17 protein-coding genes are annotated in these 19,265 nt (G+C 64.6%); 2 read left to right on the top strand and 15 right to left on the bottom strand.

The window, feature by feature from the left end; genetic code table 11:
- Positions 1 to 5 precede the first annotated feature (5 nt).
- The 7 genes from BLQ71_RS08070 to BLQ71_RS08100 form a co-directional block, all read right to left on the bottom strand.
- Positions 6 to 803, bottom strand: a complete 798-nt coding sequence (locus tag BLQ71_RS08070) for a peptidylprolyl isomerase (RefSeq protein WP_074621341.1) — start codon at positions 801 to 803, stop codon at positions 6 to 8.
- Positions 804 to 808: 5 nt separating this feature from the next.
- Complete coding sequence (gene narI, locus BLQ71_RS08075) at positions 809 to 1,573, bottom strand: respiratory nitrate reductase subunit gamma (protein WP_074621342.1); 765 nt, start codon at positions 1,571 to 1,573, stop codon at positions 809 to 811.
- A gap of 11 nt (positions 1,574 to 1,584) precedes the next feature.
- A complete protein-coding gene (gene narJ, locus BLQ71_RS08080; protein ID WP_074621343.1) occupies positions 1,585 to 2,292 on the bottom strand; it encodes a nitrate reductase molybdenum cofactor assembly chaperone in 708 nt (235 codons plus the stop codon).
- A 1-nt stretch (position 2,293) separates the two neighbouring features.
- Positions 2,294 to 3,817, bottom strand: coding sequence for a nitrate reductase subunit beta (narH, locus tag BLQ71_RS08085; protein ID WP_043145501.1), 1,524 nt, complete (start codon positions 3,815 to 3,817; stop codon positions 2,294 to 2,296).
- Entirely contained in the window at positions 3,814 to 7,542 is a 3,729-nt protein-coding gene (locus BLQ71_RS08090) for a nitrate reductase subunit alpha (RefSeq protein WP_074621344.1), read from the bottom strand. The genes narH and BLQ71_RS08090 overlap by 4 nt, the downstream gene beginning before the upstream one ends.
- A 66-nt stretch (positions 7,543 to 7,608) precedes the next feature.
- Positions 7,609 to 9,006, bottom strand: coding sequence for a NarK family nitrate/nitrite MFS transporter (locus tag BLQ71_RS08095; protein WP_074621345.1), 1,398 nt, complete (start codon positions 9,004 to 9,006; stop codon positions 7,609 to 7,611).
- Between the two features lie 154 nt (positions 9,007 to 9,160).
- Positions 9,161 to 10,570: an MFS transporter gene (locus BLQ71_RS08100; protein ID WP_074621346.1), complete on the bottom strand. Its 1,410-nt coding sequence runs from the start codon at positions 10,568 to 10,570 to the stop codon at positions 9,161 to 9,163.
- 241 nt (positions 10,571 to 10,811) lie between these two features.
- On the opposite strand from BLQ71_RS08100, the gene BLQ71_RS08105 reads away from it, so the two are divergent.
- A complete protein-coding gene (locus BLQ71_RS08105) occupies positions 10,812 to 11,522 on the top strand; it encodes a helix-turn-helix domain-containing protein (RefSeq protein ID WP_043145507.1) in 711 nt (236 codons plus the stop codon).
- 131 nt (positions 11,523 to 11,653) lie between these two features.
- Here the strand turns inward: BLQ71_RS08105 and BLQ71_RS08110 are convergent, their stop codons facing one another.
- From BLQ71_RS08110 to BLQ71_RS08125, 4 genes are all read right to left on the bottom strand, one after another.
- Positions 11,654 to 12,454, bottom strand: a complete 801-nt coding sequence (locus BLQ71_RS08110; RefSeq protein WP_074621347.1) for an SUMF1/EgtB/PvdO family nonheme iron enzyme — start codon at positions 12,452 to 12,454, stop codon at positions 11,654 to 11,656.
- A 71-nt stretch (positions 12,455 to 12,525) separates the two neighbouring features.
- The gene (gene nirK, locus BLQ71_RS08115) at positions 12,526 to 13,644 is read right to left on the bottom strand and encodes a copper-containing nitrite reductase (protein ID WP_043145511.1); all 1,119 of its coding nucleotides are present in this window, start codon (positions 13,642 to 13,644) and stop codon (positions 12,526 to 12,528) included.
- Positions 13,645 to 13,755: 111 nt separating this feature from the next.
- Complete coding sequence (locus BLQ71_RS08120) at positions 13,756 to 14,958, bottom strand: NnrS family protein (protein ID WP_074621348.1); 1,203 nt, start codon at positions 14,956 to 14,958, stop codon at positions 13,756 to 13,758.
- A gap of 79 nt (positions 14,959 to 15,037) precedes the next feature.
- Positions 15,038 to 15,475: a pseudoazurin gene (locus BLQ71_RS08125; protein WP_043145517.1), complete on the bottom strand. Its 438-nt coding sequence runs from the start codon at positions 15,473 to 15,475 to the stop codon at positions 15,038 to 15,040.
- A gap of 99 nt (positions 15,476 to 15,574) precedes the next feature.
- Between BLQ71_RS08125 and BLQ71_RS08130 the strand changes: the two genes are divergently transcribed.
- Positions 15,575 to 16,285: a Crp/Fnr family transcriptional regulator gene (locus BLQ71_RS08130; protein ID WP_069208484.1), complete on the top strand. Its 711-nt coding sequence runs from the start codon at positions 15,575 to 15,577 to the stop codon at positions 16,283 to 16,285.
- A gap of 43 nt (positions 16,286 to 16,328) precedes the next feature.
- Here BLQ71_RS08130 and BLQ71_RS08135 read toward each other — a convergent pair whose 3' ends face one another.
- The 4 genes from BLQ71_RS08135 to BLQ71_RS08145 are packed head-to-tail and all read right to left on the bottom strand — an operon-like array spanning position 16,329 to position 19,264.
- The gene (locus BLQ71_RS08135) at positions 16,329 to 17,012 is read right to left on the bottom strand and encodes an NnrU family protein (RefSeq protein WP_074621349.1); all 684 of its coding nucleotides are present in this window, start codon (positions 17,010 to 17,012) and stop codon (positions 16,329 to 16,331) included.
- Positions 17,009 to 17,224 carry an NnrT protein gene (locus tag BLQ71_RS08140; RefSeq protein ID WP_074621350.1) on the bottom strand — a complete coding sequence of 72 codons (216 nt, stop codon included), beginning with the start codon at positions 17,222 to 17,224 and terminating at the stop codon, positions 17,009 to 17,011. The genes BLQ71_RS08135 and BLQ71_RS08140 overlap by 4 nt, the downstream gene beginning before the upstream one ends.
- Positions 17,221 to 17,385: a hypothetical protein gene (locus tag BLQ71_RS26355; RefSeq protein ID WP_162846287.1), complete on the bottom strand. Its 165-nt coding sequence runs from the start codon at positions 17,383 to 17,385 to the stop codon at positions 17,221 to 17,223. Before BLQ71_RS26355 ends, BLQ71_RS08140 begins: the two co-directional genes overlap by 4 nt.
- Before the next feature lies 1 nt (position 17,386).
- Entirely contained in the window at positions 17,387 to 19,264 is a 1,878-nt protein-coding gene (locus BLQ71_RS08145; protein ID WP_074621351.1) for a nitric oxide reductase activation protein NorD, read from the bottom strand.
- Position 19,265 lies beyond the last annotated feature (1 nt).

The raw sequence follows: 19,265 nt of genomic DNA on the forward strand, positions 1-19,265 counted from the left end.
GCGCCTCAGGGACAGTTGCCCAGATCGGCCCCGGTGATGTCGGCCTTTTGCGAAAGCGTGGTGACCAGGTCGCGGACCCCCTGCCCCCAGGCGCGCTTTTCCATCGCGGCGCGTAGCCGGGGCGCGACGGCCTCGAAGGGCAGCACGTCGCCTTCGGCACAGTCATCCATGCGAATGACATGCCAGCCGTGCCGAGTCCGCACCGGTTCGAATGTGATGTCGCCTGCGGACAAGGTACGCAGCGCAGCCTCGAATTCAGGCACCGTGTCGCCCGGACCGATCTGGCCAAGCATTCCGTCGCGATCCCTGGAGGGGCAATCGCTTTCCTGACGCGCGAGGCGCCCAAAGCTCTTGGGATGGCCCAGCACGCGGCCTGTCACGTCAATTGCACGGGCAAGGGCCCGCTTGCCCGCCTCCTCGTCCTGCGGGTCGCAGGCGAAGAGAATGTGCGAGACGCTCCACAATGGCGGAGCGCGGAACTTCGACGGATCGCGGGACCACTCGGCGCGCACCTCCTCTTCGGATGGCGGCGACACCTGCACCGCATCTTCGAGAAGGGCCCTTATGCGGACCTCGTTCCCGGTCTCGAACCGTCCCGGTTCGAGCTCTTGCGGATCTGCCGGGATCTCGCGCCGCTGGGCCTCTTGCAAGAGCAGCGCACGCACCGCCAGCGCATTGGCAGCCTTGCGCCAGGCAACACCGGGTTTGCCGCGCGGCGCTTCGTGGTTCTGGGCCTCGGCAGCGATGGCCGCCGAGGGGATGGTGGTGCCGTTCACGACGACATCGGGAAAGAGCGCATTCATCGTGGTCACTCCGCCGGTTGCGCCGCCGCATCCGACGAAGGCGCGGGCTTTGCCTGCGCGGTCGCCAAAGCCGCGCCACGTTCGGGCAGCGGAACCTGGCGGCGCGACCGCACGATCTGGTATCCGGGCCGGGTAAAATAGCGCACCGGAACAGACAGCATGTGCACGAGGCGCGTGAACGGGAAGACGAGGATGATCGTCAGGCCCAACACGATGTGCAGCTTGAAGATCAGCGCCACGTCCGCGATGTGGCTGGCCGCCGCGCCATCAAGGGTAAAGATGCCCTGCGCCCAGGCCATGAACTTGACCATCTCGTGCCCGTCGAGGTGCCCCAGCGAGGCGATGATGGTCAGCAGGCCCAGCACGAGTTGGGCCAGCAGCATGGCCAGGATGGCGATGTCGGCAAAGCTCGACGTCTTGCGGATGCGCGGATCGGTCCAGCGGCGGTGGAACAGCATGCCGCCGCCCACCAGCGCCATGATCCCGGCAATACCACCCGCGACTACGGCCAGCGTCTGCTTGGCCCCGTGGCTGATCCCCAGCGCATCGAACACCCAGATCGGGGTCAGCAGCCCGACGAAATGCCCGGCAAAGATCACCAGCACGCCGACATGGAACAGGATCGACCCCATGACCAGCTGCTTGCGGCGCAAGAGCTGCGAGGAAGACGTCTTCCACGTGAAGGGATCGCGTTCGTAGCGCGCGATAGAGCCGACGATGCCGATCGCCAGCGCGATATAGGGAAAGGTTCCGAAGAAAAACTGGTTCATCATGGCCTCCTTCATTCAGCCGGCGTCGCGGCGGGGGCGGAATTGACGAGAACGTCCATCTGGGCAAGCATGTCGCGCACCTGAGGACAGCCGGCGTTGGGATCGGGGCCGAAGACAACCTCGGATTCCTCCCAGACCTGATCCAGCGCCTCCAGGTCGTTCGGGTCGACATCCGGCTGGTCCAGAAGTTCCGCCACCGCCTCGCGGTCGGCCTCGGCGCCCGACAGTTGCAAAAGGGCGGCGAACACGGCGCCATAGGGGCTGTCACGCCGGGCCAGCCGGGCGTTCAGCGCCTCAAAGATATGGGCCGCGTCCGCCAAGGTTTCCTGCACCTCGACGAAGGGACGCGTGGACAGGAATTCCAACAGCACCGGCAGGTGATCGGGCAGTTCCGAGGTCATCGGGTCGAACCCGCCCGCGCGGTAGGTTTCGACCAGCGAGACCATCGCGCCGCCCCGGTCCCGGCTTTCGCCGTGCACATGTTCGAACAGGTTGAGCGACAAGGTGCGCGAGCGATCGAAGAGCATGACGAACTGCTCTTCGAGGTCATAGATGTCGCGCGTCGCCAGCTCATCGACCAGCGGGCGCAACGCGCGCCGCGCCGCCGCCGTCAACCGGGTGTCGGAGGCGAGAACACCCCCGATTTCCGGCATCGCCGCCTGCAACTCGCGCGTCGGATAGCTGAGCAGCAGCGACAGGGATTTGATCGTGCGGTCCATATCAGCGCACCTCCTCGGGCATTTTCAGGGGACGTTTGGAACCACCAAAGAGCGAGCCCTTGGAGATGCCCGAAGAACAGCCATTGCCGTCGGTGAAGCCGCAACCGCCCTTGAGATCATAGGCCTCTTCGACCTGCTCGCGGTGGGTGGTGGGGATGACGAAGCGATCCTCGTAATCGGCCAGGGCCATGATCTTGTACATGTCCTCGATCACCCGGCCCGACAGGCCGACGCGGGCGGCGATGGCCTCGTCGATGACGCCATCGACGGTCTTGGACCGCATGTAAGACCGCATCGCCAGCATCCGTTCCAGCGCGCTGACCACCGGGGCCTCGTCCCCCGCCGTCAGCATGTTGGCGAGGTAACGCACCGGGATACGCAGGTCATGGACGTTGGGCATTGCGCCATCGGTACCGATCTTGCCGGCCTCGGCGGCGTTCTGGATCGGCGAGAGCGGCGGGATGTACCAGACCATCGGCAGCGTGCGGTATTCCGGGTGCAACGGAAAGGCGACCTTCCACTCCATCGCCATCTTCCAGACCGGGCTTTCCTGCGCGGCCTTGATCCAGTCCTCGGGGATGCCGTCGGCGCGGGCGGTCTCGATCACCACCGGGTCGTGCGGGTCGAGGAAGACGTCAAGCTGCGCGTCGTACAAGTCCTTTTCATGCGGCGCGTTGGCGGCTGCTTCGATCTTGTCCGCGTCGTACAGCATCACGCCCAGGTAGCGGATGCGCCCGACACAGGTTTCCGAACAGACGGTCGGGTTGCCGCTTTCGATCCGGGGATAGCACAGGGTGCATTTCTCGGATTTGCCGGTGGACCAGTTGTAATAGACCTTCTTGTAGGGACAGCCCGAGACGCACATACGCCAGCCGCGGCATTTCTCCTGGTCGATCAGGACAATCCCGTCCTCCTCGCGCTTGTAGATCGCCCCCGAGGGGCAGGACGCCGCGCAAGCCGGGTTCAGGCAGTGTTCGCACAGCCGGGGGAGATACATCATGAAGGTGTTCTCGTATTCCCCGTAGATCTCCTTCTGGATGCCTTCGAAGTTGTAATCCTGCCCGCGCTTCGAGAATTCACCGCCCAGGATTTCCTCCCAGTTCGGACCCTTCTCGATCTTTTCGATCCGCTCGCCGGTGATCTTGGAATAGGGGCGCGCCGTGGGGAACGCCTCCATCTCCGGGGCGGATTTCAGGTGATCGTGGTCGAAATCGAACGGCTCGTAATAGTCGTCGATCTCGGGCAGGTCGGGGTTGGCAAAGAGGTTCGCCGCGATCCGCCATTTGGATCCCTGCCTGGGCTGCAGCTTGCCGGATTTCGTCCGGGTCCAGCCGCCGTTCCAGCGTTTCTGGTTTTCCCAGTCGGTCGGGTAACCGGTGCCGGGTTTGCTTTCGACGTTGTTGAACCACGCGTATTCGACGCCGTCGCGTGTGGTCCAGACGTTCTTGCAGGTCACGGAACAGGTGTGACACCCGATGCATTTGTCGAGGTTCAGCACCATGCCGATTTGTGCGCGCACTCTCATTCCGCGGCCTCCTTTTCGGTCGCTTCGCGGTCGAGCCAGTCGACCTTTTTCATCTTGCGGACGACGACGAATTCATCCCGGTTCGCCCCCACGGTGCCGTAGTAGTTGAAGCCGTAGGATTGCTGGGCATAGCCGCCGATCATGTGGGTGGGTTTCAGCGTGGCGCGGGTCACCGAGTTGTGGATGCCCCCGCGCAGGCCGGTCTTTTCCGATCCCGGCGTGTTCACGATCTTTTCCTGCGCGTGATACATGAAGACCGTGCCGTCCTTCATGCGCTGGCTGACCACCGCCCGCGCCGTCAGCGCGCCGTTCACGTTGTAGGCTTCGACCCAGTCGTTGTCCTCGATCCCCGCCTTCTTGGCGTCGGTCTCGGACAGCCAGACCACCGGCCCGCCACGGTTCAGCGTGAGCATCAGCAGGTTGTCGGAATAGGTCGAGTGGATGCCCCATTTCTGGTGCGGCGTGATGAAATTCAGCACCAGGCAGTCGCCTTCGTCGTGGACATCCTTGGTGATGGTCTTGAGGTCGACTGGCGGGCGATAGCCCACGAACCCCTCGCCAAAGGCCCGCATCCACAGGTGATCCTGATACAGCTGCTGACGGCCTGTCAGCGTGCGCCACGGGATCAGCTCGTGCACGTTGGTGTAACCGGCGTTGTAGCAGACCTTTTCCGACTCGATCCCCGACCATGTCGGGCTGGAGATGATCTTGCGCGGTTGGGCGGCGATGTCGCGGAAGCGGATCTTTTCGTCTTCCTTCGGCAGCGCCAGGTGGGTGTGATCGCGCCCCGTGAACTTCGACAGCGCGTCCCATGCCTTGACCGCCACCTCGCCATTGGTTTCCGGCGCAAGCATGAGGATCACCTCGGTCGCGTCGATATCAGTGACGATTTTCGCGCAACCCTTGGCCGCCCCGTCAAGGTGCACACCGTTCAGGTCGCGCAGCGCCTGCACCTCGTGCTCTGTCTTCCAGGCGATGCCCTTGCCGCCGTTGCCGACCTTGTCCATCAGCGGACCAAGCGCGGTGAACCGGTCGTGGATCGCGGTGTAATCCCGTTCCACGGGGATATAGTTCGGCGCGGTCTTGCCCGGGATCAGGTCGCATTCGCCCTTCTTCCAGTCCAGCACCTGGTCCTGGGCGATTTCCCCGGGCGTGTCGTGCAGGATCGGCAGCGCGACGATATCCGTTTCCTGCCCCAGGTAACCCGGCACGATCTCTTGCAGCTTCTTGGCAATGGCCTTGAAGATTTCCCAGTCGGATTTCGATTCATACGCCGGGTCCACAGCCGCCTGTAGCGGGTGGATGAACGGGTGCATGTCCGAGGTGTTCAGGTCGTTCTTTTCGTACCAGCTGGCCGTCGGCAGAACCACGTCGGCATAGACCGCGGTCGTACTCATCCGAAAGTCGATGGTCACCAGCAGGTCCAGCTTGCCCTGCGGGCCGTCGGCGTGCCATTTCGCCTCTTTCGGCAGTTGCGCGCCCTCCTGCCCCAGGTCCTTGCCCATGACGCCGTGATCGGTGCCCAGAAGGTGCTTGAGGAAGTATTCGTGCCCCTTGCCGCTGCTCCCCAGCAGGTTCGAGCGCCAGACAAACAGGTTGCGGGGCCAGTTTTCCGGCGCGTCCGGGTCCTGGCAGGACATTTCCAGATCGCCGGATTTCAGCTGCTCGGCCACATAGGCCGGGATCTCCTGCCCGGCGACCTTGGCGGCCTTGGCGACCTCCAGCGGGTTGGTCCTCAACTGCGGTGCAGAGGGCAGCCAGCCCATACGCTCGGCGCGGATGTTGTAGTCGATCAACGAGATATCCCAATCGCCCTCCGGCGCGGTGGGGCTGACGATTTCATTCGCGGTCAGCGTCTCATAGCGCCACTGATCAGTGTGCGCATACCATGCAGAGGTCGAGTTCATGTGCCGCGGCGGGCGACCCCAATCCAATGCGAAGGCCAGAGGTTGCCAGCCGGTCTGCGGACGCAGCTTTTCCTGTCCCACATAATGCGCCCAGCCACCGCCGGACTGACCCACGCAGCCGCACATCACCAGCATGTTGATGACGCCGCGATAGTTCATATCCATGTGGTACCAGTGGTTCATCGCGGCCCCGATGATGACCATGGACTTGCCGTTGGTCTTTTCGGCGGTCTGCGCGAATTCGCGGGCGACGTGGATGATCTTGTCGGCGGAGACGCCGGTGATCTTCTCGGCCCAGGCGGGGGTGCCGGGCATGTCGTTCGCGTAATCATCGGTGACCCAATCGCCGCCCAGGCCACGGTCAAGGCCGTAGTTGGCACAGAACAGGTCAAAGACGGTGGCCACCAGCGCCTCGCCCTCGGGCGTCCTGACGGTCTTGACCGGGATGTTGCGGGTCAGGACATCGGGGTGTTCGGCGTCAGTCGCGAACTGTTCGGTGGCCGCACCGCCGAAATAGGGGAAATCGACGCCGCGCACATCGTCATGATCCTCTTCCAGAACCAGCGACATCTTCAGGTGCGTGTCCGTGCCGGCTGCCTTTTCCTCCAGGTTCCACTCGCCATCCTCGCCCCAGCGATAGCCGATAGCCCCATTCGGAGAGACCAGCCCGCCCGACGTCCCGTCGATGGCGACGGTCTTCCATTCGGGATTGTTCTCTTCGCCCAGCTTGCCGTCCAGATCATCGGCGCGCAGGAAACGGCCCGGCACAAGGCGCCCGTCCTTCTCCTCCAGCTTCACCAGCATCGGGAAGTCGGAGTACTTGCGGCAATAGTCCTCGAAGTACTCGGCCTGACGGTCGAGGTGGAATTCGCGCAGGATGACGTGACCAAGGGCCATCGCCAGTGCCGCGTCGGTGCCCTGTTTGACGTTCAGCCAGACATCGCCGAATTTCGCCGCCTCGGAGTAGTCGGGGCTGATGACGGCGGACTTGGCGCCGCGATAGCGGGCTTCGGTGTAGAAATGTGCGTCGGGCGTCCGCGTCTGCGGCACGTTCGACCCCCAGAGCAGCAGGTAGCCCGCGTTGTACCAGTCGGCGCTTTCCGGCACGTCGGTCTGTTCACCCCAGGTCATGGGCGAGGCCGGCGGCAGATCGCAGTACCAGTCGTAGAAGGACATGCAGACGCCGCCGAGCAGGCTCAGGTAGCGCGAGCCGGCGGCATAGCTGACCATCGACATGGCCGGGATCGGCGAAAAACCGAAAACCCGGTCGGGACCATAGGTCTTGGCGGTATAGGCGTTGGCGGCGGCGACGATCTCGGTTGCCTCGTCCCAGGTGGCGCGGACGAAACCGCCCTTGCCGCGGGTTTCGGTGTAGCTGGCCCGCAGGACGGGATCGTTCTGGATCGCGGTCCAGGCTGCGATGGGGCCCATGGTCTCGCGCATGCGGCGCCAGATCTTCATCAGGCGGCCCCGGATCAGCGGGTTCTTCACCCGGTTCGCGGAATAGAGATACCAGGAATAGCTGGCCCCGCGCGCACAGCCGCGCGGTTCGTGGTTGGGCAGACCCGCGCGGGTACGGGGATAATCGGTCTGCTGGGTTTCCCAGGTCACGATCCCGGATTTCACGTAGATCTTCCAGCTGCATGACCCGGTGCAGTTCACGCCGTGGGTCGAGCGCACGACCTTGTCGTGCCGCCAGCGGTTTCTGTAGGTGTCTTCCCAGTCGCGGTTCTCGCGGGTCACTTGCCCGTGCCCGTTGGAGAATGTCTCCAACTCCTTGGACTGGAGGAAGTTCAGTCTGTCGAGCAGGTGGCTCATCTGATGTCTCCGATTGTCTTGAGTGTGGGGCGGCCACGCCGGGCCGCCGCCAGAGGTGTCAGGGGATCAGCAGGAAACGGGCGCGTTCTTGCGGCTGTAGAAGGCCCAGGTGACGACGACGCAGACCGCGTAGAAGGCCATGAACCCCCAGAGCGCGCCGTTCGGAGCCCCGGTCAGGCTGATCGAGGTGCCGTAGAACTTGGGGATGAAGAAGGCGCCGTAAGCCGCGATCGCCGAGGTGAAGGCGATGATGGCCGAGCTTTCCAGCTCCGACTGTTTCAGCTTCGCGGCGTCGTCCAGCTGCGGGTTCAGGCGCGGCACTTCCTGGCGCATGATCGAGGGGATCATTTGGAAGGTCGACGCATTGCCCACCCCGGTCAGGAAGAACAGCGCCATGAAGCAGGCGAAGAAGCCCCAGAAATTGCCCGCCGCGTTGGCCTCAGAGGGCAGGAACTGCAACACGCCCCAGACCGCGACGATCATGCCGACGAAGGTCCAGAAGGTTACGCGCCCGCCGCCGAACTTGTCGGAAATCCAGCCCGTGGCTGCGCGGCTCAACGCGCCGACAAGCGGGCCGAGGAAGGCATAGGACAGCACATTCACATCCGGAAACTGCGTTTTCATCAGCAAAGGGAAACCGGCGGCATAGCCGATGAAGCTGCCGAAGGTCCCGGTGTAGAGCACGCACATGATCCAGTTGTGGCGGCGGGTGAAGATGACCGACTGCTCTTTGAACGAAGCGCGGGCCGACGCGATGTCGTTCATCCCGAACCATGCCGCCAGAGCCGACAGCGCGATGAAGGGCACCCAGACGAAACCGGCGTTCTGCAGGAACAGCTGACCGCCGTCGGACAGGTGCTGCGGCTCACCGCCGATCGCGCCGAAGACGCCAGCGGTGATGACCATCGGCACGACGAACTGCATGACCGACACACCGGCATTGCCCAGCCCGGCGTTCAGCGCCAGCGCGTTGCCCTTGGTCTTTTTCGGGTAGAAATAGGCGATGTTGGCCATCGACGAGGCAAAGTTGCCGCCGCCGAACCCGCACATCAGCGCCAGGACCAGGAACCAGACATAGGAGGTGTCGGGGTTCTGCACGGCGAAACCGATGCCAAGCGCCGGCAACAGCAGCGAAGCGGTGGAAAGCGTCGTCCAGAGGCGCCCGCCGAAGATCGGGATCATGAAGCTGTAGAAAATCCGCAGCGTCGCGCCAGACAGTCCCGGCAGCGCCGCCAGCCAGAACAGCTGGTCGGTGGAATAGGCAAAGCCGATGGCGGGCAGCTTGGCCACGACGACCGACCAGACCATCCAGACCGAAAAGGCCAGCAACAGGTTGGGGATCGAGATCCAGAGGTTGCGGGTGGCGATGGCCCGGCCCTGGCTTGCCCAGAACTGCGGGTCTTCGGGGCGCCAATCTTCGAGCGTGTGCCCGCTGTTGGCGCTTGAGGCCTCGGTGATAGCCATTTCAGTGTCCTTCCTTGGCAATGTCGGCTGCCGCGTTGCAGCCGGAATGGGGTCATGAAGGTGCGGGGGGCCGGTCGGGTCGCGCCACGCGCCCGTTTCAGGGGTCCCCCGGTGGGGGCGGGCCACGCCATTGCGACCCGCCAGGGTTCAGGAGTTATTCGGCGGGCGTCGCGCCCGGCTTGCCGCCCAGGGCCTTGATGCCTTCTTCGAGCGCTTCGTTCGCCTCGATGGCCTTCTTGCGCAGCGTGTCGATGTTGGCGGCGGCAAAGGCGGCACGTTGCTCTGTTTCCTGTTCGGCGGAGAACCGCACGAAGAAGGCAAGGAACGAGGCGCAGCTGACCACGATGCCGAGGATCAGGAAGGCTTCGGACCAGTCGATCATGTTCTTGAACAGGAACCCGGCCAGAACCGCCCCGGCATTGCCGCCCGCGCCGACCACACCGGCCACCGCGCCCAGCGCCTTCTTGTTGACGAAGGGCACCACGGAATAGGTCGCACCTTCGGCCATCTGCGTGAACAGCGAGAAGACGATTAGCGAGGGTAGCGCCAGGAAGAGCACATGCATCTGGCTGAAGATCATCAGCGCAATGCCTTCGAACAACAGGCAGATGAACAGCCAGACGCTGCGACCCCGCAGGCCCCAGAGGGCGCCGAAGTTGTCACCGAAGATCCCGCCCAGCGTGCGGGCAAAGAGGTTCATCAGGCCAAAGGATGCCGCCACGAAACCGGCCGCCACCAGGCTGAGGTCGAAGTAGTCGAAAAAGTACAGCGCCGCGACGTTGTTGACCGTCAGTTCGATGCCAAAGCAGCAGCCGTAGATCACGAACAGGATCCAGACGCGGGGGTCACGCAGGGCCCTTTTAAAGTTTCCGGTGACTTCCCTTTTCTGCTCCATCTTGCCGGCGGCGCGCAACTCGTCGAAGTTCCCGTCGGGGGCATCCTGGGTCAGGAAATAGTAAGCAATGCCGATCAGGAGGATGATCGTGCCGACCACGACCATTGCCAGGCGCCAGCCCACCGCCTCGGAAAAGCCGAAGCCCACGACAAAGACCGAGAAAAGCAGCGGCATGACAAATTGCGTGACGCCGCCACCGAGGTTGCCCCACCCGGCCGAGGTCGCATTCGCCTGCCCCACCACGTTGGGCGCGAACATGACCGTGGTGTGGTACTGCGTGATGACGAAAGCCGCGCCGATCCCGCCGATCAGCACCCGGAACAGCAGAAAGGACTCGAAGTTCCACGACAGGCCGATGCCCATCACCGGGAAGGCGCCGAGGATCAGCAGCCAGGTATAGGCCTTGCGCGGCCCGATGCGGTCGCACAGCCAGCCGATGAAGAGGCGCGCGAAAATCGTGATCGATACCGACCCGATGATCGCCCAGCCGATCTGATCCTTGGTCAACTGCAGTTCGTCGCGCACGACCGTCATCAGCGGCGCGATGCCGAACCATGCGAAAAAGCACGAGAAAAAGGCGAACCACGTCATGTGGAACGTCCGCATCTGAACCATCTTCACGTTGAAGAAGTTTCGCCACAACGACGTGGCCTTGTTCTGTATTTCCATCTGTCCCTCCGGCTACGCGGGCCGCCGTTCCGGCCACGTGTCAGGGAGTGGTTGACCATGCCTCGTCGCACCTCATGGTTGATCCATGTCAAGCTTCGGGTGTAGCGAGGGCAAAACAAGTTGGCCGCTAACATCGCGCAAGTCGGCTCTTTTGGTCAATCAAGCCGATCGTCGAAATGGATCAAGCCTTGATTTGACAATTATCAAGTGAGATGGTCGGAGCCAGACACGCCGAGGACACATGCCACTCAGAACCAGCCAGAACGAATCGTCGGAACTGCGCAAGCTCGACCTGTTTTCGGACATGGAGGACGCGCATTTCGAAACGCTCATGCGTGGGGCCTACGTACAGAATTTCCCCCCGGCCATCGAACTGATCAGCGAGGGCGAACCCAGCGACTTTCTGCACGTGGTGATCGAAGGCTCGGTCGAGCTGTTCGCCGGATGGAGCACGCGCGAAACGACGATGGCGACGGTCCGGCCGGTCTCGACCTTCATCCTTGCCGCGACCATCAAGGATGCCCCCTACCTTATGTCCGCGCGCACGCTGGAGAAATCGCGCATCGTTCTGTTGCCCTCGTCCGACGTGCGCGCGGTATTCGACCAGGACCAGGAATTCGCCCGCGCCGTCGTGACGGAACTTGCGCAGTGTTACCGACACGTCGTCAAGCACTCCAAGAACCTCAAGCTGCGGACGTCCCTGGAACGGCTGGCCAACTACCTGATACGCTGCGCCGAAACGTCGAAAGATCCGACGCTGTTCGATCTGCCGATCGAGAAACGGCGCCTTGCCTCCTTCCTTGGGATGACCCCGGAAAACCTCAGCCGGGCGATCAAGGCGCTGAAGGAGTACGGCGTTGTCATCAACGGACAGAGCGTCGGGATCGCGGACGACACGGATCTGCGCCGCCTGGCCAAGCCGACACCGCTCATCGACGATCCCAGCCACTAGACGGAAACGGCCTGTCAGTAAATCTACGATGGGATCGAGGCAGAAACCCTCTGGCGGGGCGCGCTGTTGCGCATTGACCGGCAGGGTTTGCCACGTGCGGTTGCCGCCCCGACCCGGATCGGAGACCTGGACTAGGGGGCGCCCTGCCCCGCAATGCCCCGAACCAAACGCACCCCCAGGAAATCCGGCGGCAGCCCGGCTGCGCACCCTCCGACGCTGGCATCGCGGATGAAGTCGATGACAACGGCGCGGTGCTGTCCCCCGACGATGCGGGCGGCGCAGTAAGGCGCGGCTGTTATCACCCGGCCCTTCCCATCCAGTGTCCCGTATTGCATGCATCCGTCCGTCCACTCCCAGACAAGGTCGGAGATACCGGAGAGTCCAAGGCTGTTGGTTTCCGAAACGTCCCGGCCGGAGAGTTGGGCACGTCCGCGCAAAGACACCCCCGCCTCGTAGCTTTGCAGCATGCGTTGCCCCGGGTCGCGCCCGTCACTGCGGGCCAATGCTTCGCCAAACCCCTCGGCCGCGGCGCGCTGCCATTCAAGATCGGTCGGAAGCCGCCAGCGCTCTCCCGTGCGGATCGACAGCCATGCGGCATAGGCCTGCGCGTCATACCAGTTGAGATGTGTCTGCGGAGCGTCGCCCGCACCACCCCGTGGCGTTTCCTTGCAGGCACCGTCTGCAACACATTCGGAATAGTCGCCGCGCGACACCTGCCGCTGCATGATGTCGAAGGCGGGCACGGTGATCCTTTGGACAGCGGGCGTCTTTGCTGTCCCGGCGTTCTGAAAGCTGCCTTCGGGGCGGTAGTCGATCTCGCCGGTCGGCACCCGGACGGTTTCCGGGCCGGGCAATTGCGGCGGGATCGGGGTAAGCGTGACACCAAGAACACCGAAAGCCGCCAAAGCGGACACAAGAAGAACGCCTTTCATCTGCCAGTCCTCACGTCGTGAAAGGGACGGCCACGGCGGTGGCCATCCCGGTGTTCCGCGCGGTTATGCCTTCAGGTGACGATGGCGGTCGGGGCCACGACCTGCTCCATCAGGTCGTTGTCCCATGCGCCCTCGACTTTCACATGGGCGGTGGCGCCAAGGTTCACCGCCTCGATCAGGTTGTGGTTCACATAGGCGTAGACGCCGGGCTGAAGGAACCCGTAGAGCGCCGCCGCGGCAGAGCCGCCGCGAATGAACCATGTTTCCAGGTCGCGCAGCGGGGCGTTGTTGAACTTGCCCTCTTCCCAGACAAGGTCGCCATGCCCGCCAATCAGGTGCGGGCGCGAGTCCCGGTTGGCCTGGCTGTGGACGAACAACACCTTTTCACCGACGTTCGCGGTCATCGCGTTGTCGCCGGTCAGCGCCCCCACCCTGCCGTTGAACACGACATGGGTCGGGATCAGGCCATTCATCACCGCCTCGCTCTCGGGATAGCTTTCGGCCAGATCGGAGAAGCGCTTGTAATTGCCGTCCGCGTCCTTCGGGATATAGAGATCCTGCTCACCGATATAGTAGACGCGGTCGTATCGCACGGGGTCGCCGTTGTGATCGGTGAGCCCGTTGCGCGGCAGGACCATGATGGCGCCGTTCATGCCGGAGACGACATGCCAGGGGATCATGGGGCCACCGGGCGCGCAGTGGTAAACAAAGGTCCCCGGGCGCGTCGCCTTCCACCGCAGAACGGTCATCTCGCCCGGTGCCACATGGGTCAGCGCACCGCCGCCCAACGCACCGGTGGACGAGTGAAAGTCGATGTTGTGCGGCATCATGTTGGTGCCGGGATTGATGAGCGTCAGCTCGACATAGTCGCCTTCATGCACCACCATCAGCGGTCCCGGCATGGAGCCGTTGAACGTCATGGCCTGCACCCAGGCCCCGCTGTCGACTTGCATTTCCTTTTCCTCGATCGTCATGGTGAATTCGACGATCCGCGGTGCGCCGGGTGCGACCTGTTCGTGTTCGTGAACGAAGGGGGGCGCGACGAGGTCGCGCTTGATCCGCGTCAGGCGCGACAGGTCCGTCTTCGCCGCGGCGGGGGTGAGCGCCTGCCTGGCATCTGCCGTCTTCGCGAGGAACGGGGTCGCCGCAGCTCCGGACAGGCCCAGCAGGGTGGCTCTTCGGGTAAGCATCTTTCTCTCCTTTCGTGTAGACGATGCTGTCTGGTCCAAGAGTATGCCGACGGGCCGAGACAAACGTTGCGGTTTCGCAACCTTCTGAGCGTAAGAGAAAAATTCGGGCCCTCATGCACGTTGCTGCACGGTCGACGGTTTGCGTGTCGCGACACGCGGCCCCACCAGCCAGGGCAGCAGCCGGCGAACGATCAGCAGGAACCCAAACGTCCACAGCGCGGCGGACAAATGGATGCCATCCAGCCCGGGAACGACCTCGGACACGCCCGCGACGCGCACCAGGGCGGCCCCGGTGATGGCAAGGAACCCGAGGTTGAGCGCCCTCCCCGAGACCAGGTCGCGCCCGGTATGGCCCATCGTGGCGCGCATCATGACCGCAAGGGTCATGCCCCCGACGGCGCCGATGCCCAGCAGATGCGCGCCCGCAGCGGGGCCTGCCATGCCAAAGGCCGCAAGTGCCGCGCCGAACAGCCCCAGCGGGACAAAGGCATAGGCTGCGTGCAACATCGTCAACAACGGCGACCCAAGCGTCAGCATGCCCACCCAGCGCAGCATCCGAACCAGGTGCAGCGCGGCGCAAACCGCCAAGGCCACGCCGGCCGGCGCGGTCAAGGGCGCGGTCACCCACAGCCCCAGCGCCGGAACGGATACGGCAAGCGTCAGCATGTCAAAGCGCCCGAACGGCACCGGGCGGCTGGTCGAACCGCTCTGCGCCAGCCAGTTGCGGGTAAAGCTGGGCACGATGCGGCCGCCGATCAGCATGATCAGAAAGACCAGAACGGCGATGCCGAAACGCTGCGACGTGGGTGCGCTGCCTTGCGTCATCGCCTCCAGGTGAAAGCTCGCGTTCGCGACCGCAAGCATCGAAACCGGCACCAGCACCTTGAGATTGCGCCAGTTCTTTCCCGCCACGATCTCGCGCGCGATCATCGCGGCAACTGCCAGAAGGAACACGATGTCGATCCCCATGACCGCAACCGGCCCCAGCCCGCCCAACCCGGTCATGGCCAGCCGACCCGCCACCCAGACGGCCAGGAGGGCCATCAACGGCCAACCGCGTGTTGGCATGCGCCCGGTCCAGTTCGGCACGGCGGTGAACAGAAACCCCGCCACGACTGCCGCGCCATAGCCAAAGATCATCTCGTGCACATGCCAGTCCACCGGCGCGAACGGCCCCGACGGCATCAGAACGCCACGCCAGACCAACAGCCAGATCGGGACGACACCGAGGCCGAACAGGGTCGCGGCAAGAAAGAAGGGGCGAAACCCGTAGGAAAAGAGCGCGGGACCCGCGTAGTCGGATTGCCTGGGCATTGTTGAGCCTCCTGGGGATGACGAAGGGGCGGCGCCAGGCATGGCGCCGCCCCGCCTTGGCAGGATCAGTCGAAGGGACTTACTGCACCTGCTCGAACAGCGGGCCAAAGCGCTTGGCGGCCTGGCCGCGCTGCTTGACCGCCTGCGCCGCGTCGAGATTGACGGCGTCGCCGACCTGGATCAGCGCAACCATCCCCATCGCGTAGTGCGGCGTGCACTTGACTCCGTAGACGCCTTCGGCCTCGACACTCAGGTCGAAAGGCTTGTTGAACTTCGATTTGAAGCCCTTCACGCCCTCTGGCAGCATGCCGTCGATGGCCTCGACATTGTGCCCCTTGTCGGTGGGCACAAATCGAATGACATCGCCCGGATCCGCCTGGACGAAGGCAGGTTCGAACACCATCGCGCCGTCAGCGCCCTTGTTGAGCATCTGGATCTCGTGCACCGCGCCGTCAGAGGCATGGGCGAGGCCCGCGGTCAGGGCCAGGCTTGCGGCGAGGGTCAGGGTTTTCAGCATCGGATCGTCCTTTCTGTCTATCCGGTTGTGTCGGTTGCCCCCGATATGCGATACCGCGACCTCTCGAACGTTGCCCTTTCACAAACTCCCGGTGCTTTCTTGCCCAAGCTCGACGAAAGCCTGCTGACCGGCCTGCCCCCGTTCAGCCAGCTTGACCGCCCGCAGGTCCGGCGGATCCTCGATCATGCCACGTCCCTGCGCTTTGACGAGGGCGCGGCGATCTTCCGTGAAGGCTTCGATGCGGACCATTTCTACCTGCTGCTGGATGGGCATATCCGCGTGGTCCGGTCGACCGAAGGGGGCGAGCAGATCATCGTGCTGCACGTCGCCCCAGGCCAGTTGTTCGGGATCGCGAAGGCGCTGCAGCGCGAGACCTATCCGGCAACCGCCGTCGCGGCGGCGGAATGCATCGCGCTGCGCTGGCCGACGCGGCTATGGGACGGTTTCACCGAGACCTACCCGGGCTTTGCCTCGGAAAGCTACAAGACGCTCGGCCGTCGCCTTGGCGAAATCCAGGAAACCCTGACCGAGATGGCCACAAAGGCCGTCGAGCAGCGGGTCGCGGCTGCGCTGTTGCGCATGTTGAACCAGAGCGGGCGCAAGACCGAAGAGGGCATCGAGATCGCCTTTCCTGTGACGCGCCAGAACATCTCCGACATGACGGGCACGACGCTGCACACGGTCAGCCGGCTGCTGTCGGGATGGCAGAAGGACGGCATTGTCAAATCCACACGCAAACATGTCGTCGTGACCGATCCACACCGGTTGGTCATGCTCAGCGGCACCGGTGGATCGGCGCTCCGGTCATAGCCGCAGGGCAATCGTCAAACCACGCTGGGGTCTGTCGAAAGGTTCAGCCCGGAAACGGCGCGGCCCCGAACAACGTCGCATGCGCGTGCAGCAAGGCGATCCATAGCACAAGCGCGCCTGCCACCCGGACAAAAGCCCTTTTCCCCGCAGACCGCCACCAATCGGCCCGCAACAGCGGTCGCAGCGACAGGATGGCCGTAACGTCGAAGAACTCCTTGCCCTCATCCCTGCGCGCCCGCGCATCGAACAAGGGGATCGCCGCCAGGGACAGCGCGGCAAAGCCACCGAACAGCATGACATGCGCCAGATCGCCGTTCGGAAAGAGATGCGCCAGCGACCAAAGCGCCAGCGCCAACAGCAACGGGTGGCGCGTGACGGCTGCAAGGCCGGGTGCCTCTGCATTGAAATCCGCGCCGCGCCTGGCCCCGAGCGTATGCGGTTGCCGGATACCGACGCCCAGTGCGGTCAGGACCAGCGCCACGGGCATCGCGATATTCGGCACCCAACGGCCCCACCCCGTCTGCGGCCAGAGTTCGACATAGGGCGCGCGCCCTGCTGCCCCGATGACCCATGCAAGGATGGCAAGCGACAGCAGGCCGTAGAGGCTGAAGTAGATGCGCCGACCCAAACTGCCGATCAGCTTTTCGCGCAAGCCCCATAGGCGGGGCAGGAAATGGCTGCCGACGAAGGCCGTCATTGCCAGGGCGAACTCCGTCCAGCCGCTCATCCATCCGCCTCCGCTTTCAATCGCTCGATATGCACGGCAAAGGCCCATGCCACGGGCAGCCCCAGAGGCACACCCCAAAAGACCGCCTGCCAAGGTGTCAGGACCGGAAGGCCGACCCAGGACCCGATCAGCGAGGCAAAGAACAGGTTCACCGCAACCGCGCCCATGCCAAAGGGATAAAGCGCGGCGACCAGCATGCAACCCGGTTTCATCGCCGCGCAACCAACCAGTGAACCGCCGCCAGCGCCGCGATCAGCGCGACCGATGCGACGAGGAACCAGAATTCGGCGGTCTCCGTCTGCGGTTGGGGGATCGGGCGGTCAAAGGCAAAAGCCGGGACCGGGAACAGCAGGAAGGGCAGGAAATAGCGCATGTCACGCCTCCATCGTCAGGGATTGGTAGATTTCGGGCAAGGCGCGCGGCAGCCGCGCCGGATCAGGCAGAAGGGTATGACCTGCCCGGCCAAAAATCCTGGCAAACCAATCCTGTCCGTCCTGGTCGATGACAACGCCATGCACGGCATGGCCCAGGGCGCGCGCTTCGCGGACGGCCATGCGGCTGTCTTCGATACCGTGCTGGCCCTCGTAATGATCCAGGTCGTTGGGCTTGCCGTCGGTCAGCACAAGAAGCAGACGCCGGGTCGCCCCCTCCCCGGCCAGTTGCGCCGAGGCATGGCGGATCGCGGCGCCGAGACGGGTGTAGTGGCCGGGCCTCAGCCCGCCGATACGCGCGGTGACATCCGGGCCCATGCTTTCCTCGAAGTGTTTGCAACGGTGCAGGAAGACGCGGTCGCGGCGGAGCGAGGCAAAGCCCCAGATCGCCAACCGGTCCCCCGCCGTGTCGATACCTGCGGCCAGCGCCGCCACCGCGTCCTTGGCGGTATCGATCACGGCGCGGTCACCGACCACGGCCTCTGTCGAGCGGGAACAATCCATCAAGAGGGCCACGGACAGATCCCGCGCCATCGGCCGCGACGCCTGCCAGACCCGGTCAGAGGCATCATGCCCCGAACGCAGATCCGTTTCGCGCGCGACAAGCGCGTCCAGGTCCAGGTCGTCGCCGTCGATCTGGCGCGGCAGCACCACGCGGCGCGGGTGAAGCGGGGCGAATTGCCTGCGCACGCGCGACACCAGCCGCGCATCCGGCGTGAAATCGCAGGCCGGCGTCGCCTCTGCCTCCAGCACGCGCACATGGTCCGGCATGTAGTCTCCGGTGCGCCAGTTCCATTCCGGGTAACAATGCATGCCGGCCAGCCGCTCGTGGTCGGCATCCTGCGGTGACAGGTCCAGCGACAGGCGCAGCCGAGTCGCCGCACGCTTGCCGTTCTCTGACAGGACGATCTCGTCGTGGTCCTCTGCGGCCTTGGCCGCGTTGTCCTGGTCATCGTCATCGACCATGCGGTTGATGTTGAGGCTCTCGGCCCAGGACAGCAGTGCCTCGAACCGGTGGACGATGAAACTGTCGCGCCGGTCGGCCTGCGCGCGGTCTTCGCGTTTGCCGGTCTTGCGCGACGGCAGGGCCAGCAGAGCCTGCGGCGCCTCCGACGGGTCGGCGGCGGCGCCTTTGCCCGTGGAGCGGGCGGATAGCCGCAGCCAGATCGGCACGGGCGCATAGGGGCGGTAGCCGCGCGGGGCGGGGCAGTCGAGGCATTCCTCGGCCCGCGAATGCCCGGAAAGCTGGTCGAGCACCAGACGTTCGACCCCGGTTTCGCAGCGCGGCAGGCCGCTGCGGGCGCGCGCCCCGACGATATGGGCGCACATCAGGCCATAGGCCCCGCGCAGCCCCGGGCAGGCCGCCCAGGCCCGGTCGGCGGCGGCGGCATTGGCCGCGATCTCGGCCCGGTCGGCGGCCAGCGCGTCGGTCGTTGGTGCCGGAGGTTCGACGAAGGCCGCGACCGCCGCCAGCCAGAGATAGGCGCGCCGGTTCAACTCGGTCTCCGGAAAGACGTCCATCACCGGCGGCAGGCGCAGACGGTCGCCGTCGTAATCGGCGACATGCAGCATCTCGCGCGGCGTCCCGATGCGGCGCAGCCGGCCGGTGCGATGGCCCGAGGCGCGGGCGGGCGCGGCGGTGATCTCGACCCCCGCCGGACCGCCAAGCGCGCGGAACAGCGCCGCCGCCGAGGCCCGGACCGCCTCCAGCGGGACCCCGGCGGAGGCATCTGCCTCCGCCCGGCCCAGCCGTGTCGCCATGTCGTGCCAGAGGGTGCCGATGGCCTCCTCCGGTTCGAGAAAGTCGAGCGGGTGCATCATG

Origin of the sequence: Antarctobacter albus, assembly GCF_900101505.1 — a bacterium.
GTDB classification, from domain to species: Bacteria; Pseudomonadota; Alphaproteobacteria; order Rhodobacterales; family Rhodobacteraceae; genus Antarctobacter; species Antarctobacter albus.

What these genes read in the sequence shown, in the direction of transcription:
- BLQ71_RS08125 (WP_043145517.1), bottom strand. Translation starts at nt 15,475, where the DNA reads ATGCTGAAAACCCTGACCCTCGCCGCAAGCCTGGCCCTGACCGCGGGC.
- BLQ71_RS08110 (WP_074621347.1), bottom strand. Translation starts at nt 12,454, where the DNA reads ATGAAAGGCGTTCTTCTTGTGTCCGCTTTGGCGGCTTTCGGTGTTCTT.
- nirK (WP_043145511.1), bottom strand. Translation starts at nt 13,644, where the DNA reads ATGCTTACCCGAAGAGCCACCCTGCTGGGCCTGTCCGGAGCTGCGGCG.
- BLQ71_RS08105 (WP_043145507.1), top strand. Translation starts at nt 10,812, where the DNA reads ATGCCACTCAGAACCAGCCAGAACGAATCGTCGGAACTGCGCAAGCTC.
- BLQ71_RS08070 (WP_074621341.1), bottom strand. Translation starts at nt 803, where the DNA reads ATGAATGCGCTCTTTCCCGATGTCGTCGTGAACGGCACCACCATCCCC.
- narI (WP_074621342.1), bottom strand. Translation starts at nt 1,573, where the DNA reads ATGAACCAGTTTTTCTTCGGAACCTTTCCCTATATCGCGCTGGCGATC.
- BLQ71_RS08090 (WP_074621344.1), bottom strand. Translation starts at nt 7,542, where the DNA reads ATGAGCCACCTGCTCGACAGACTGAACTTCCTCCAGTCCAAGGAGTTG.
- BLQ71_RS08120 (WP_074621348.1), bottom strand. Translation starts at nt 14,958, where the DNA reads ATGCCCAGGCAATCCGACTACGCGGGTCCCGCGCTCTTTTCCTACGGG.
- BLQ71_RS08100 (WP_074621346.1), bottom strand. Translation starts at nt 10,570, where the DNA reads ATGGAAATACAGAACAAGGCCACGTCGTTGTGGCGAAACTTCTTCAAC.
- BLQ71_RS08140 (WP_074621350.1), bottom strand. Translation starts at nt 17,224, where the DNA reads ATGAAACCGGGTTGCATGCTGGTCGCCGCGCTTTATCCCTTTGGCATG.
- BLQ71_RS08095 (WP_074621345.1), bottom strand. Translation starts at nt 9,006, where the DNA reads ATGGCTATCACCGAGGCCTCAAGCGCCAACAGCGGGCACACGCTCGAA.
- BLQ71_RS26355 (WP_162846287.1), bottom strand. Translation starts at nt 17,385, where the DNA reads ATGCGCTATTTCCTGCCCTTCCTGCTGTTCCCGGTCCCGGCTTTTGCC.
- narH (WP_043145501.1), bottom strand. Translation starts at nt 3,817, where the DNA reads ATGAGAGTGCGCGCACAAATCGGCATGGTGCTGAACCTCGACAAATGC.
- BLQ71_RS08145 (WP_074621351.1), bottom strand. Translation starts at nt 19,264, where the DNA reads ATGATGCACCCGCTCGACTTTCTCGAACCGGAGGAGGCCATCGGCACC.
- BLQ71_RS08135 (WP_074621349.1), bottom strand. Translation starts at nt 17,012, where the DNA reads ATGAGCGGCTGGACGGAGTTCGCCCTGGCAATGACGGCCTTCGTCGGC.
- narJ (WP_074621343.1), bottom strand. Translation starts at nt 2,292, where the DNA reads ATGGACCGCACGATCAAATCCCTGTCGCTGCTGCTCAGCTATCCGACG.